Raw genomic sequence first — 15,473 nt, 5'->3', positions numbered from 1 at the left:
TTCATCATTATACAAAAAATCGAGACATCTCTGCCTCGATTACACTTTATTCAAAAAGATGATTCGTTGATTACGCGATCCCCGAAAGCGGAGTCCCATGTCTCGTAGCGACTGCTCAAAGCGACCATCAACGAGCACATCGGCGTAGTCTAAAACGGTTTGAACGGCTTCGTCCTGCATCGCTACCAACTGTTCCATCGTATAGCCCGTATACACCCATACATTTTTACCGAGCGACTTACATGCCTTGACGAGTTTTGCTAACTCTGCAGATTGAAGAAATGGTTCGCCACCTGAGATGGTCACGCCGTCCCAACCACTGAGCTCGATGCGACGGACGATCTCATCCACTTCGAATTCCTCACCGCCAGCTGGATTCCACGAGGAAGGATTGTGACACCCTTTACAGTGGTGAGGACAGCCCGCAGTAAAGATGACCGTTCGAATCCCCGGTCCATCGACGACGGATTCTTCAACGACGGATAGAATGCGCATCGTGTTTCACCCTCGCCCGTTCTTCTTCTCGCTTCGCCGTATTCCAACGGTCCATCGTCCCGACCAAATAGCCAGTGATACGACGGATCCGTTCGATTTTCTCATCTTCTCCACAAGTCGGACAAGCCGCGTCAATCAAGCCTTCAAGCCCGCAATTCCCGCAGCGGTCGACGGGATGATTGATGGAACCGTAGCCGATATCATGCTGGCGCATCAAGCGAACAATCGATTCTACCGCTTCCGCGTTATGGGCAAGGGAGCCATCGACCTCGACATAGGAGATGTGTCCCGCGTCACACAACGTGTGATATGGTGCTTCGATCCGGATTTTTTCACGGATGGACACGGTTTGATATACCGGTACGTGGAAAGAATTTGTGTAAAACGCACGATTCGTCACCCCGTCGATCATGCCGAACGCTTCCTGGTCTCGCGTCACAAATTTACCTGACAGTCCTTCTGCCGGTGTCGCAAGCAACGAAAAATTCAAGTCGTACGTTTCGCCTGCCGCACGCATGCGATCAGCTAAGTGCGTGACGATATCGAGACCGAGTCGTTCCGCCTCACGCGACTCGGCATGCGTACTTCCCGTCAACACCTTCAACGTTTCAGCGAGTCCGATGAATCCGAGGGAGAGCGTTCCTTGTTTCAGCACATTTCGGACCTCATCATGTATATGTAACTGCTCACTTCCACGCCAGACCCCTTGTGTGTAAAGGAAACGAAATTCTTCAGCGCGACGCGTACATTGATACTCGAAGCGCTCGACCAACTGTTCGATGCCGACATCGATATATCGGTTAAGAATACGGTAAAAGTCAGAGAGTGACTCCGAGATCAGTGCCATCTTCACCAAGTTGAGTGTGGAGAAGGATAAATTGCCACGTCCAACCGACGTCTCCTCTCCGTGTCGGTTTCCCATAACCCGAGTGCGACAACCCATATACGCTACTTCAGATTCATGTGTCCCATCATAGTAAGCGGCATTAAACGGGGCATCGATGAAGGAGAAGTTCGGGAATAGTCGTTTGCCTGTGACGCGACACGCTTCACGAAAAAGATCAACGTTCGGGTCGTCCTCGTTGAAGTTGATGCCTTCTTTTACTTTAAAGATTTGAATGGGAAAAATCGGGGTCTCCCCATTCCCTAATCCTCGTTCCGTGGCACGAAGTAGCTCACGAATGAGAATGCGTCCCCACTTTGAAGTATCTGTCCCGTAATTGATCGAGACGAACGGGACTTGACCGCCACCTCGTGAATGCATTGAGTTCGCATTATGAATGAACGCCTCACACGCCTGATATGTCGCCGAAATCGTCTCTTCTTCTGCGAGTTGTTCCAATTGTGTCTTGTCCCAGTCAACAGGGAGTGATTGGAGTTTGCTCAATTGACGCTCATAGGTCTTCTCGACGTACGGTGCCAAATCGACGTCAAACATCGGGAACGCTTGACCCCCATGCTGCATATTTTGATTCGCTTGAAGGATGATGGACGCGAGCGCCATGGCGGAGCGAATGTCCTTTGGCGACCGAATCGTCCCATGCCCGGTATGGAAACCGTCATTCAACATTTGACCGAGTGGAATTTGACAACATGTCGTCGAGCCTGTGATGTAATAGTCGGCGTCGTGCACATATAAAAAGTTATCAGTGACGGCTTGTTTTGACCGTTCCGACATCAAATATGTCTGCGACAATTCTTTCGACACTTCTGACGAGAGTCGTGCTAGTTTTCCAAGTGGGGACTTTCCGTCCACATTCGCATTTTCTTGTACCAAGTCTTGGTCTGGTAAGACGCAGACATCCTCATACAACTGCAGTAATTTCAAAACCCATCACCTCACTATATATGGACTAAAAACATTCATAAATGTTTTTTAAATCCTATATATAGATTATGACACGTATTTTTCTTGATGGTCACGAGTCGATATTGTGACAGTTTACGTGTGAGCATACGACAAAAAAGAGCCTCGTCTTCGGTAAGACAAGGCCCAACGTTATTTGTGACAAACGTCATTTATTTAGCAGCTTTGACGACTTTTAATTCGACTTCTTCCTCTAATTCTTGTGCCTCACGGAGACCTTTTGAGTTGAGCCATGTATAGATGGCTCCCATGAAGAGGGCGCCGCCGATAATGTTACCGAACGTCGCAGGAATCAAGTTGTGGATCGCACCTGCCATGCTGATTGTCTCAGGGTGTGGAACGACGAGCGTCAAGGCGAACAAGACGAAGTTGGCGATAACATGGTCGAATCCTGAAGCGAAGAAGACGGCAACAAGGAAAATCATCGAGAAAATTTGAGCGAATTCATTTTTCATTTGTTTCGGTAAGAAAATGGCGAGACAGACCATCCAGTTACAGAAGATGGCGCGGAAGAAAATTTCGACCGTCGTGTGATGCATTTTCCCCTCGACGACTGAGAACAGCCAGTTGTTCATCCCAAGTTCTTGAATGACACCAGTCGGTGCAAGTAGTAACGCGAATAAGATTCCCCCAAGTGCGTTCCCGACGAAACAGAGTAACCAAACGAGCATCGTGTCGCTGAGCGTCGTGTAACCGCGAAGTGTCGACGTTGTGAAATACATCGTATTCCCCGTGAACAACTCGGCTCCCCCATAGATGATCATGACGAGCGCGATCCCGAACGAGAAGCCCCCGATGAGTGTCGTGAACGGAGAGTCCGCTAAATACATACCGTTGACGACTTTCAGCGTGAAGATTGAAGCAAAGCCGATAAAGATCCCGGCTAACATTGCCCGTAAAAAGTATTCCATTGGACGATAATGAATCATTTGCGAGGAAGCCTGTGCTTTTTTCCGTAATGATTCGAGTGCATGGATTTCCATTGATGCCATGTCACAAACCCTTCTTTCTGAATAATTAAATAGGAAAGTATCAGTTCTAATATGTGAAATCATTAACAATATAAACTGTACAGTCTCTGTTGGCAATCACCTCTAGGAGGAATTGACAGAGTGTTCACATCGTAATCGTTTACATATGGCGGATTTGTGACAAAGAAAAATTCTCCCGATTTTCGGGAGATTAATAAGACAAAGTTTATGAAACCAATCGTTCAAATAAGGGATTAATCCTTTTTCATGAGTTCATCAAATGTTAATTTTAATCTTTCCTTTATATGAAGCGTTTCATGATTAACAATCAAAAGTTGTCCACTCTTTGAGTCCACTCCTACAAAATCTCCTAGCACATCTTCATAACCTACAACTGCAAAGCTTTGGTTTTTAAACTCTTCTATGTCTCCAAACTGACTTTCTAACTCGTCGTTCGGTAGAATACAAAGATATCTATTCAACCCTTCGACCTGATCCAACAGGATTGCCTTTTCTTTAACAGGTAATAGCGATTGTATCGATTTGTATGACATATTATACACCTCACTCAATTTTATGAATTGCATTATAATGTTCTTCTGTAATCACTGCATTTCGTGATAGTTCAATAAATATTTATTAACTGTCTCTTGGTCGACTATTGCGATTCAGACATTGTAAAATTTATCAGTGATATTCCTTTCCGATTCTAATTTTTGTGAAATGAATCTCTGCCGTAACAGGAGGCAATAAGAGATGGCATATAAATATCTCCTGCCCCTCTAATTCGTAACTATCAATGTTAATATCCTGCATGAAATATGGACGTTGTCCCCTCGTCAATTCTTTGATTGGCATTGTTCGATCATCTAGAGCGGCAGAAACCTCTACTTTAATACAACCTAAAAATTCAATCTCGTAGTGACGATAACTCTCTTCCTCATCTTCAATCTTTATTAAAATTTCATCTCCAAAATAACGGCAATCGAATCCTAAAACGCGCGCATCCCAGTAGTGTATTTTTTCGATTTCTCTTAATATTTCCTGAGCTTTCATTTTTTCACCTTCTGTATGGAATATGTGCTGCTTAACTACGTGGCTTCACAAGTTTTAAATGGTTTTAATAATTTTGATCGTATAAATAAAGATCATGATACAAAGCTATATGATCTTGCTAAATTTACTCTTATTCCAACTCTACAGACTGCATTTCTCACATTGATAAACCCGCTATTATGAGTTTACATACTTCTAACAAAGAGTCATCATGAGTAAACCCCCAAAGCTCATCATATATATCATTTTTTCTTAGCATCTATGTAACTCGACTATGCGTTAAAACATGCTCAAACTGAGGCCCTCATAATTCATTTTTCGTTTAAATAATCTATGTAAAATTTTTGAGGTAAATTCTTTGTTAATTCTTCAATAGATTCATATTTTTTTTCATTAGAAAACAAAATAAACCCAAGTCCATCTCCATCTATTTTAATAAAAGAAGTTGGTATACTCATATCAATTAAAGGTACAAATTGAGTTCTAGAGAACAGCCACTTACCATATTTTTTTAAAGTGAAATTCAATTTATCTTTAAAGATAATGTTATAAAACCCATTTTGAGCAGACATCCAGTACGTTTCGTTAATCAAAAACCTTAAATCTTTTTCGTTTTCTATTTTTGCATTGCAGTAATAAATAGAATTCTCATCCTCAGAGCAATAGTTCATAGAATATTTAATTTTCCTTGAATCCATTTTTTCAACCATCTCATTATCCTGACTTATATTTTTAGATAATATAAATGTTATGACTATTGGATATACATTTTGGTAAACCAAAAAATCAATTAAAGCTTTTTGGTTATCGTTAATAGTTAAATCATCATAACTAGTGATCTCATATACCTTTTTAATTTCACCTATAATGAAATAATTATCTAAGTTATCTTCAAGATGCTCTAATAGACGTTTCCTTTCAATAATTGTAAGCTCTTGCATAGCGATCACCTTTGATTTTTCAGTTTAAAGACCTTGTAATTTAAATCAGCTGTTTTTTCTATTAATTCTTATGATGGTCGGGGGACTCTAAAAGTTATATTGAAAAATTAGTGATTGTAAAATGGTTACTCTCTTATAGACTTGCTTTATATATTAGTAAGCAAATTAGATTACAAGAAAACAAAATGACAATGTGAAACATAATGTTCTTCGTTATACTCTTCTAAACACATTTTTAAACACTTTGCATCCTCACTTAATTTCGTTTCAAGCAAAGAATATCCTATGAAAGTGATTTGATCAGGAAAAGTTATATAATCCACATCAGTAATGACATCCCAAAAGGCATCCCGATTTTCGCCGTAATGATCAGGAAGATGAAGACTTTCTTTTAATAACTGATGTAGTTCCGAAGAAGAAGTAATGTTACTTAAATCGATATATAAATGCGACATATTTGGTCTCAATCCCCCACTCTTACTTTACTGTATAGGGCTTCATTAGAATTTAATTAATTTAATTTCAGTCATATAGATTGATGGATCTAATTCCTCACTTTCAATTACGATAGCTGTTAATCCGCCATCTGTTTTCGTTTCATGCCACTCGTCTTTCGTCCAAAAAACAGCATCTCCAGCTCGCACTTTATAATATTCATGTTTTTCACCTCTAACGTAACCCTCACCCACCATAATGAGAAGAAGTTGGGGTGCAACTGCTTGATGATAACCGATGACACCACCCGGATCTAAATGCATACAACCAATATTAGAACCTTTTTCAGTTTGTATGATTCGTGACATCACAAAGTTCGAATTAAATACTGTGATCTTCTTACCAGTTTCATTATCAAATTTATAAAATTTCATCGTACATCCCCTTACGAAATAAACTTTTATATATTTTACCTCATTTATACCTAGAATCACATTGAATAAATGCCAATTTGTAATATTTTGGTTCAAGTAAGTATGATTCATCCTTTTGATTTAAAAGTATAAAGTTTAGATTTAATTCGACAAATAAACAAAGGAGCATCGCCCCTTCTTTGGGACAATGCTCCTCTCCATTGTATCGTGTCATTATTACAACCACGAACGCAACTCTTATTCTTTATCCTCAGTCGATTCTTCTGTTTCTTCAGAAGATCCTTCAGAAGCTTCTTCTTCAGTCGAACCTTCCTCTGATTCAGTTTCTTCCTCTTCCTCAGCAACCGGCTCATTCACAGAGGCGATGTGCATATCTGGTTCAGAGACAATCGTATACGATTTGTCTTCTGGAAGATCCGCTACCGTCACCGAGTCACCGATTTCGAGGTCTGACACGTCGAGTTCGATGCGTTCTGGGATGTTGGCAGGTGTCGCAGAAACCGTCACTTTATAGAGCGACTGAGCGAGATATCCGCCTTCTTTGACGCCTTTCGCGTCGCCGACGAGGGCAATATCCGCTTCGACTTCTGTCTCTTCATCCATCTTCACAGCCATAAATTCGACGTGCTGATAGAAGTTTGTGAACGGATCTGTTTCTGATCCGTGCACGAGCGTGTTGATCTTGTTTCCATCGAAATGGAGTTCAATCAAGGCGTTGTCACCGTGGTCTCGAAGAATTTTACGAAGGTCCATCTCGTCAAACACGATTGGCGTGCTGTCTACTTTGTAACCATAGACAACTCCTAACGCTTTTCCTTCGTTACGCAACTTCGTGCGTAGTGACCGTGGGCGTAATTCTCGTTTTGATACTTGAAGTTTGTTCGTCATTTTCTTTTCCTCCTACATGGATATACATTTCATGTCGACATCTTGAGGGTGAGGCAGTGAAAAAGCCACCTCTCAACCTCGATGCGTTGAGTGACATGTGTATAGTTTTCCCATGAGGACTGCTGAATAAACGTTACATCGTATTAAAACAAAGTAACAAGACGATTACATGACGCGTTTGAACAACTTCTCGAGTTCGTACGTGCTCCACTTCACGAGAATCGGACGACCGTGCGGACAAGTGAAAGGTGAAGTCGTTCGACTAAGATCTTCAATCAATTGTCGCATCATGTCCATATTGAGTGGATGATTCGCTTTAATCGAGCGTTTATGCCTCCTCACGATATTTCGCGATGTCAATCGAGCGTTGTTGAATGGCCATCTCCACTAGATCACGAATCGTACCCTCTAAGTCATGTTGCGGATACCATGTCGGAATCTCGCGCACGAGGAACGTGTTTCCCCCAAACGGCTCTAACGTAATACCAGCTTCCGCAAGAAGCGGGAGCACTTCTTCGATGGCGAGCGTCTCTTCCTGTGTGAACTCTAACGTCAACGGAATCAACAGGAGTTGATACTCTTTTTCCGGACGTCCTAACTGCTCATAAAACAACTCATACTTGATGCGTTCCTGGGCAGCATGTTGGTCCATCACGTACATACCGTCTTCCGCTCCACAGATGATATAACTCGAATGCAATTGTCCGATGACGTCTAATGCTGGAAGACGTTCGGACTGAAGAACGGGTTCCTCGACCTGTTCTGCCTGGAGCATCTCTGGCTCTGGTTCATGAACGAGCGGCGCCGGGTTCCACTGGGAAGGAGACGTGAGCGACTCTTTTCGCTCGCGAGGAATCGGATAATTCCACTCGACCGTGTCTACTTGTTTAGGTTGCGGTTCCATCGAGAAATCGAGTTTCGACTGTTCGGATGGTGTTTCTCGTTTTGGTTTTGGCTCTTGTTTCACAGACGGAATGAGACGTTGCTCACGGAGCGTCAATTGAACGGTCTCTCGAATGAGCTGGCACAATTCTTTTTCTTTCGACAAGCGCACTTCACGTTTTGTCGGATGGACGTTCACGTCAATCAACATCGGGTCCATCTTCACTTCGAGCACGGCAATCGGATAGCGACCAATCGGTAAAAGCGTATGATAGCCTTCGAGCACGCTTTGGGTCAGCGCAAAATTCTTGATGCTTCGACCGTTTAAGATGAGGGTCACATATTGTTTGTTCGAACGAGTCACTTCCGGGCGCACGAGATGCGCGCTCAGCGTATAGTCGTTCGTCTTACTCGATGCCGTGACGATTTGCGCGGCGACTTGGCGACCATAGATGGCAAGCATGACTTGTTTCAAATCTCCGTTCCCGTTCGTGCGCAGCAGTTCTTTCTCTTCATGAAAGACGGTGAAGCGAATCTCTGGATGGGACAATGCCAAACGGTTCAACGTGTCGGTAATGCTCGCGAGTTCTGTCGCCGATGTCTTTAAATATTTCAGCCGTGCCGGTGTGTTGAAGAAGAGCTGACTGACCGCAATTTCGGTCCCGACGTTCGTCGCCGCCGGATTCGTCTCCTTGACAACACCGCCTTCAAGCGTCATCTCAAAACCGTCTTCATCTGCTCGTTTAGACTTCAACGAGACGTGACTGACCGACGCAATCGAGGCGAGTGCTTCCCCACGGAAACCGAGCGTCCGAATGCGAAACAAGTCGTGCTCGTCTCGAATCTTACTCGTCGCATGTCGTAAGAAGGCTCGGGCTGCGTCTTCCTCATGGAACCCGTGTCCGTTGTCACGCACTTTGATGAAACGAATGCCCGCCTCTTGTAAGTCGACGTCCACTTTCGTCGCTCCCGCATCAATGGCATTCTCGACTAATTCTTTGACGACGGAAGCCGGTCGTTCGACGACCTCCCCGGCTGCGATTCGGTTCGCGAGTTGTTCCGGTAACTCTCGAATGATTCCCATCGACTCACCCTTTCTTTGCGGTCTGTTGCAGTTCGTAGAGCGCCTGCATCGCTTCGATTGGATTCATTGCCAATAGATCGAGTTTGAGCAGCTGTTCTCGAACAGCGTCATTCGACTCAAACAATGACAACTGGCTGACTTCTTCCACTTGAGGTGGAGCAGATTGCTCGTTCAAAGCTGGTTTCGTTGCTTCTGATTCGAGTTCTGACAGAATCGTCCGGGCCCGGTCAATCAATGAATCCGGAAGTTCAGCCAATTCTGCCACGTGAATCCCATACGATTTATCGGCACGTCCCGGATGCACTTCATGGAGAAACACGACTCGTCCATCCCGCTCAATCGCCCGGACATGAACATTTTCAAGTGATGGAATCGAGTCCTCGAGCACCGTCAGTTCATGATAGTGCGTCGAAAAGAGTGTCTTCGCCCCGATTGACGAAGCAATATACTCAACAATTGCCTGCGCAAGGGCCATCCCATCATACGTCGACGTCCCGCGACCAATCTCATCCAATAGAATCAGACTATTGCTCGTCGCCTCTGTAACGGCTTGTCGCGTCTCGGTCATCTCGACCATGAACGTCGACTGTCCGCTCACCAAATCGTCCGCCGCACCGATCCGTGTAAAGATGCGGTCAAAGAGCGGGAGTTCCGCCGCTTCTGCCGGGACGAATGAACCGATTTGATGAAGGATCGCAATCAAGGCAAATTGACGCATGTACGTCGATTTACCGGACATGTTCGGTCCGGTGATGAGTAACATTTGACGTGTGTCGTCAAGCGTCAAGTCATTGGCGACATATTCACCTCGCGGCAAGACCGTTTCAATGACAGGGTGACGCCCGCGTTCAATTTGTACATGCTTCCCTGTAATTGGACGCACATACTCCCGTTTCTCGGCTACGACGGCAAGGGCGAGGAGAACATCCAACTCACTGAGTGAACGGGCCAATTGCTGAAGTGCCTTCGTATACGTCTTCACTTCTTCGCGAAGTGCGACAAACAAATCATATTCGAGCGTACAGCTCTTCTCTTCCGCTCCTAAGATGAGCGCTTCCTTCTCTTTTAACTCTGGTGTAATGTAACGTTCCGCATTCGTCAATGTCTGCTTCCGTTCATAACGCCCTTCTTCGAGCAACTTCGCATTCGCTTTCGTCACTTCTAAGTAGTAACCGAATACGCGGTTATACCCGACCTTCAACGACTTGATGCCGGTCGCGATACGTTCTTGTTGTTCGAGGTTGGCAATCCACGATTTCCCGTTCGCTTTCGCTTCTAACAATTCGTCGAGCTCTTCCGAATATCCGTGACGAATCATCCCACCTTCTTTCGTCGAGATCGGGGGTGAATCGACGAGGGCAGCCCGTAGCTGTTCACTCAACGTCTCGAACGAGTCGAGATTTTGTTCGATTTGCTGCAAGCGATCCGCTTTCACTGTTTGTAAGAGTGAGCGGACAGAAGGCATCCGCTCGAGCGTGTCGCGAAGTTGGACGAGATCTCGCGCATTCGCTGTCCCATACCCAACTTTAGCGACAAGGCGTTCGATGTCATAGACTCGCTTCAACTCTTCCTGTAGTTGATCGCGCAACATGAAGTCGTCCACTAAGTTTTCGACGGCGTCCTGTCGCTCTTTGATGCCTTGTTCTGTATAGAGCGGCTGTTCAAGCCAGCGTTTCAACAAACGACCGCCCATCGCTGTCGTCGTCTCATCAAGGAGTGAGAGAAGTGACCCTTTCCGTTCTCCCGAACGAGCGGAACGGAACAATTCAAGGTTTCGGGCCGTATTGGCGTCGAGCTGCATATGCTGTTCGACCTCATAGGCGACAGCCGGTTGCAAGTGATCGAGCGAACGCTTCTGTGTTTTCGTGAGATAAGCGAACAACAACTCAAATGCCGAGCGCTGCGCCTCATCTTTCGCACCTTGTGCGAGTGGACTCTCCCGCTTGTCCACTTGAATCGAGAGAGGAATGCCGGTTTGTTTTAACAAGTCAGCGAGTCGTTCATCCTCAACAATGACCTCGTTCGGGAGCAATCCTTCGATTTCCCGTAAGACGGCTTCTTCTGACGAGAGTGTCGTCAACCACGATTCCCCCGTTGTGACGTCACCTCTAGCAATTCCGAATCTGCCTGCGACGTCTGAGATGGCGACGAGATATCGGTTCTCTTTTTCGCTAAGTGACGCCATATATGTACCTGGCGTGATCACTTGGATGACTTCCCGTTTCACGAGCCCTTTCGTTGCCTTCGGATCCTCCGTCTGTTCACAGATGGCGACGTTGAATCCTTTTTCAATCAGTTGTTCGATGTAGATTGCCGCCGAATGGTGTGGGACACCACACATCGGAATTGGATGCTCAGCCTGCTTCCCATTTTTAGAAGTGAGCGTGAGCTCTAATTCCTTGGCGACAATTTGCGCATCTTCAAAAAAAAGGCGTCCGGATAGTCTGCCTTGATGGAGAAATATTGTTTCATCATTGGTGTCTGATGGACTTCTTGCATGTTAATTCACCTCTAGAAAGTACAACAGCTGACCATCGGCCAGCTGTGTCGTTTTAGTATCCGCAGCCGCCGCGTGCTTGTTCAGCCGCCATGCCGCTCCCTGTCTTCCCTGCAAGGACGTCTCCGTCCGTCGATTCGATGATGCGATCCGTCACAGAGTTCGCGAGCGTGACCGTCACGTATTGAAGCAAATCGTTCACTTCGACTTGTGTTTCCTGGAACGCTTGAACGACTGGAATCGAGTCAAGTTCTTCCATCGCTTTATCAATCTTCTGCTCGACTTTCGCAAGTGCTTCCGTCTTGCCGTAGTGCTTACAGTTGACGGCTTCTTTTTGTAAGAATTTGATTCGTTTAATCAACGTCTGTACGCGGTCACTTCCGTTCACTTTCGCTTCCGCTTCTTTGAAACGCGCCACTTCTGGTGTTTGTGCTAATACGTCTGCCAATTCTCTTGCTTTTGCAATTACTTGTTGATCGGTCACCATTGTAAACCCCTTTATGTCTATGATGTAATCGTGCTCAAAGGCACGTGAATGTTCTTTCTCATTCTAACATGAACGATTCGGAAACGGTACTAGCGGGATTCGTTGATTCTCGTAACATATCGACGTGTGGAATACTATCTTCTTGATACACATCACTCGTCCGTTTGAAACCAAACGAGGCATAAAAAGGTTCCACATACGTCTGAGCTTGAAGATATAGCGTCTCATGTCCGAAGTCCTGGATTGCCTCTTTCATCAGCTGACGAGAATAGCCTTTTCCTCGATGAGCGGCTTTCGTGACGACACGTCCGATGGCGACCGGAGATGCTTCCGTCAGCACGCGAAGAGCAGAGACGATCTCTCCATCTTCTTCTATCCAATAATGGATGGCTTGTTCATCTTTTCCATCGATTTCTTGATACGGACAGTTCTGTTCGACGACGAAAATCTCAGTCCGTAGCGCCAGTAAGCGATACAATTCTAATGTTGTCAGTTCATCAAATGCTTTTTTCTTCATCAATATCCCCCTAATCAATCGTCACCCCGAGTGCTCGGGCGACATGTAACCCACTCGTCATTGCGCCAATCGTCCCCGCTCACCCCGAGTGCTCGGGCGACATGTAACCCACTCGTCATTGCGCCAATCGTCCCCGCCCCTGGAAATACGGTATCCCCGCATACATAAAAGTTCGGCAAGTCAGTGCGATAACTTGCGGCACGGAACAACGCCTGGCTTGGTGTCTGGGCATATCCCCCAACTGCACCATGTGGACGCTTCGTATACTTCACCCATGCCCCTGGTCCACCAGGAAGGAGAAGTGACGACTCACGGTCCCAATCGGGAAATGCAGTCGCGACGACGTCGACGAGACGATTGGTCCAATCTTGTTCTAGTTTCTCATATGCCGCCCGGTCTTTCCAATGTTGCCATTCTGATAAATCGATATGTGTGGATACCGTAATGGTCCGTTCCGGTTTTTCTGTGCGCAACACGTCATCCGGCGCCGACATGGATATGAACGCATGCCCACTCGGTAATCGCTCGTGATAGATTTGTTGAAATAGTGGTTGCTGTTGACAGACATCCTCAGGCAAGACGAGGTAGAGACTGAACGTGCCCCATTGCGACTGCTTCAACTGTCTTCGATATTGTCGTTTGAAGCGTCGTTGTTCCTGTCCTTTAAGAAGTTCGCTCGTCCGCTCAATCGGGATGGCGGAAACAATCACATCGACCAGTTCAAGTCGTCCTCTTCGATCGGTGATGAGCCATCCATCCGTCACTCGTTCGATGGACTGGACGTCTCTCCCTAATTTCGTCTCGCCACCAAACGTTCGGACGGCGCGCTCTAACGCATGAGCCAATTGATACAGCCCACCTTCAACATAGTACGCTCCTTCGTGATAGACCGACAGCGCCACTGCACCGAGTAAATAACTCGCTTCTTTCGCACCGGTCTGCAAACTATCGAGCAGGACTCCATCGATAAATCGCTCGAAGATTGTACCGTTTAATCCATGACGAGCCAACGTGTCACCGAGTGGCCGCTGGAGTTTCAGGAGCGTGGTAAGTTGGTTCGGTCGGAACCCCTTCATTGCGTATACCATATCCGATGTCGTGCGAAACGGAAGTGCAGGTAACTGCTGAAACAACGGACGAATCTTCTCAAAGTCACCCCACACTTCACGATAAAATGCATGGATTGCCTCGTGGTTCTCTGGGAACGCATGACTGAGCTCACCAAGCAGACGTTCTCGGTCGCGATAGTAAGTGAGGGTGACGCCAGGCAGATGAATGTCCATCACCTCATCCAATAAAGTGACCTCGACCGATTCGTCCAATTTCTCAAGGACACGCTGATGGACTCCACCTTTTTCAAATCCCATTCCGAGCGTCGCGCCTGCCGGGAACAAGTAGTCACCCCGTTGAAACTTGCCGGCACATCCGCCCCATTCACGCGATGCTTCAAAGACGATTACGTCATGCCCTTTTTGCTGAGTTAGCGCAGCTGCCGTTAAACCCGCGACACCTCCACCTATGACCCCGATTTTCATGTACATCCCTCCTCTCTATATCATACCTGCTCATTCAAAAACTTGAAGAAATGAATCGGTTTTTGAGATTCCAGCGTTCTTTTGAAGGGAACTGATTCTCTTATGCAGAAATAGTTTACAGTCTGAAAAGGTAAGGTGATGAAAATGCGTAGTCGTGTCATGGTTTATTTATTGATTCCTATCCTCATCTTTATTGGTATACTGATTACCCCACCTTCCGAGGAATCGCTCAAGCTCGCGACGATGACAGTCGTCAGCATCCAGGAGATGATTCCTTACGAAAAAGAGTATACGGCACAGAAAGTGCTAGAAGAACGATCAATGGACGACAAATCAGCCATCATCGAAGAATGGCGTCTCGAGCAAGGAGCGAGGACGTCTTATAGTTATGTGCTCAGACTGAGAGGATTTGACCATGTGACACAGATTGATGCAGGCGCAGCCAACACGCGATCGGACGGCTATTACGCGATGCAGGCGCATAGCCCTATTTTCGAGACGGACAAACCCGTGTCAACGAACTATCCGATCGTCATGTTCAGTTCGGAACAACGACTCGTCATCGGACAGATGGATGTCCGGGTCATTTATGAAGAGGATGAGCAATTGAAGAAATGGATTGTATTGGAGGATGAACAATAATAGATGAGCAACTTACCGATTAATCGCAATACAAGCATGAAACGAATCCTCATCATCGGTTCAGGCGGTGCAGGAAAGTCAACACTTGCCCGTCAACTCGGTGAACGATTACACCTCGATGTCTATCATTTGGATGCTCTCATGTGGAGACCGGGATGGGTGATGGCGCCGAGAGAGGAACGAATCGATATTCAACAACAACTCGTGAAGAAAGATCAATGGATCATCGATGGAAACTTCGGGAACACGCTTGATTTACGTTTACAGGCAGCAGATACCGTCATTTTGATTGACCTCCCGCGACTCGTTTGTGTATATCGCGTCCTCAAACGAGTCGTCCGATATCGTGGTACGACGCGACCAGATATGGGCGCATCCTGTGAGGAAAAGCTCGACTTCGCATTCCTCAAATGGGTTTGGAATTTTCCTGACGTTCAACGGCCACAACTGTTACGACAAATTCAACAACATCCAAAGCAACCGAATTTGGTTCATTTGAAATCGTCACAAGCCGTCAAACAATTTGTCGATTCTTTATAACATGAAGCGGAGGGAATTCGATTGTTTTTTCTTCAAATGTCTGGAACACCTGGATCAGGAAAATCCACATTGGCTAAGCGAATCATCCAACACGTCTACGCGGTCGTCATCGATCATGATGTTTCAAAGATCGCCCTACTCCATACGTGAACTGAACCCTGAATGATAGACACTTGATAAAAAGTGCTCATTCAGGGTTTTT

General features: G+C 45.9%; 14 protein-coding genes and 3 pseudogenes. 3 read left to right on the top strand and 14 right to left on the bottom strand.

Translation table 11 applies throughout. From position 1 onward, the window contains the following. Positions 1 to 39: 39 nt before the first annotated feature. The 14 genes and pseudogenes from nrdG to ON063_RS06455 all read right to left on the bottom strand — a co-directional run bounded on the left by nrdG (position 40) and on the right by ON063_RS06455 (position 14,089). Positions 40 to 495 (bottom strand): anaerobic ribonucleoside-triphosphate reductase activating protein, encoded by a 456-nt coding sequence (nrdG, locus tag ON063_RS06520; protein ID WP_274664603.1) that lies wholly within the window; start codon positions 493 to 495, stop codon positions 40 to 42. Continuing rightward, on the bottom strand, positions 473 to 2,323 hold the full coding sequence (locus ON063_RS06515) for an anaerobic ribonucleoside triphosphate reductase (protein ID WP_274664602.1): 1,851 nt from the start codon (positions 2,321 to 2,323) through the stop codon (positions 473 to 475). Before ON063_RS06515 ends, nrdG begins: the two co-directional genes overlap by 23 nt. A gap of 191 nt (positions 2,324 to 2,514) precedes the next feature. Continuing rightward, positions 2,515 to 3,345: a formate/nitrite transporter family protein gene (locus ON063_RS06510; RefSeq protein WP_412093981.1), complete on the bottom strand. Its 831-nt coding sequence runs from the start codon at positions 3,343 to 3,345 to the stop codon at positions 2,515 to 2,517. A 242-nt stretch (positions 3,346 to 3,587) separates the two neighbouring features. Beyond that, complete coding sequence (locus ON063_RS06505) at positions 3,588 to 3,887, bottom strand: hypothetical protein (RefSeq protein WP_274664601.1); 300 nt, start codon at positions 3,885 to 3,887, stop codon at positions 3,588 to 3,590. Between the two features lie 133 nt (positions 3,888 to 4,020). Further along, positions 4,021 to 4,389 carry a hypothetical protein gene (locus ON063_RS06500; RefSeq protein WP_274664600.1) on the bottom strand — a complete coding sequence of 123 codons (369 nt, stop codon included), beginning with the start codon at positions 4,387 to 4,389 and terminating at the stop codon, positions 4,021 to 4,023. A 311-nt stretch (positions 4,390 to 4,700) separates the two neighbouring features. After that, positions 4,701 to 5,330, bottom strand: a complete 630-nt coding sequence (locus ON063_RS06495) for a hypothetical protein (protein ID WP_274664599.1) — start codon at positions 5,328 to 5,330, stop codon at positions 4,701 to 4,703. Positions 5,331 to 5,500: 170 nt separating this feature from the next. Then, on the bottom strand, positions 5,501 to 5,785 hold the full coding sequence (locus tag ON063_RS06490; RefSeq protein ID WP_274664598.1) for a barstar family protein: 285 nt from the start codon (positions 5,783 to 5,785) through the stop codon (positions 5,501 to 5,503). Positions 5,786 to 5,830: 45 nt separating this feature from the next. Then, a complete protein-coding gene (locus ON063_RS06485) occupies positions 5,831 to 6,199 on the bottom strand; it encodes a cupin domain-containing protein (protein ID WP_274664597.1) in 369 nt (122 codons plus the stop codon). A gap of 237 nt (positions 6,200 to 6,436) precedes the next feature. Further along, complete coding sequence (locus ON063_RS06480; RefSeq protein WP_214783525.1) at positions 6,437 to 7,087, bottom strand: 50S ribosomal protein L25/general stress protein Ctc; 651 nt, start codon at positions 7,085 to 7,087, stop codon at positions 6,437 to 6,439. 165 nt (positions 7,088 to 7,252) lie between these two features. Next, positions 7,253 to 9,053: pseudogene (mutL, locus tag ON063_RS06475) on the bottom strand (DNA mismatch repair endonuclease MutL). A gap of 4 nt (positions 9,054 to 9,057) precedes the next feature. After that, positions 9,058 to 11,552, bottom strand: a pseudogene (mutS, locus tag ON063_RS06470) (DNA mismatch repair protein MutS). Between the two features lie 53 nt (positions 11,553 to 11,605). Next, on the bottom strand, positions 11,606 to 12,037 hold the full coding sequence (locus tag ON063_RS06465) for a RicAFT regulatory complex protein RicA family protein (protein ID WP_012726155.1): 432 nt from the start codon (positions 12,035 to 12,037) through the stop codon (positions 11,606 to 11,608). 58 nt (positions 12,038 to 12,095) lie between these two features. Further along, the gene (locus tag ON063_RS06460) at positions 12,096 to 12,554 is read right to left on the bottom strand and encodes a GNAT family N-acetyltransferase (protein WP_274664596.1); all 459 of its coding nucleotides are present in this window, start codon (positions 12,552 to 12,554) and stop codon (positions 12,096 to 12,098) included. A gap of 14 nt (positions 12,555 to 12,568) precedes the next feature. After that, the gene (locus ON063_RS06455; RefSeq protein ID WP_274664595.1) at positions 12,569 to 14,089 is read right to left on the bottom strand and encodes a phytoene desaturase family protein; all 1,521 of its coding nucleotides are present in this window, start codon (positions 14,087 to 14,089) and stop codon (positions 12,569 to 12,571) included. Positions 14,090 to 14,227: 138 nt separating this feature from the next. Between ON063_RS06455 and ON063_RS06450 the strand changes: the two genes are divergently transcribed. The 3 genes and pseudogenes from ON063_RS06450 to ON063_RS06440 all read left to right on the top strand — a co-directional run. Continuing rightward, entirely contained in the window at positions 14,228 to 14,731 is a 504-nt protein-coding gene (locus ON063_RS06450; RefSeq protein WP_274664594.1) for a hypothetical protein, read from the top strand. Between the two features lie 36 nt (positions 14,732 to 14,767). Then, positions 14,768 to 15,271, top strand: coding sequence for a DNA topology modulation protein (locus ON063_RS06445; protein ID WP_274664625.1), 504 nt, complete (start codon positions 14,768 to 14,770; stop codon positions 15,269 to 15,271). 21 nt (positions 15,272 to 15,292) lie between these two features. Beyond that, positions 15,293 to 15,418: pseudogene (locus tag ON063_RS06440) on the top strand (AAA family ATPase); the annotation flags it as partial. Positions 15,419 to 15,473 lie beyond the last annotated feature (55 nt).

The sequence above is a fragment of the Exiguobacterium sp. B2(2022) genome (assembly GCF_028823655.1).
GTDB classification, from domain to species: domain Bacteria; phylum Bacillota; class Bacilli; order Exiguobacteriales; family Exiguobacteriaceae; genus Exiguobacterium; species Exiguobacterium aestuarii_A.
Note: the sequence above shows the minus strand (reverse complement) of the source record. Positions and strands in the feature narration are given on the sequence as shown.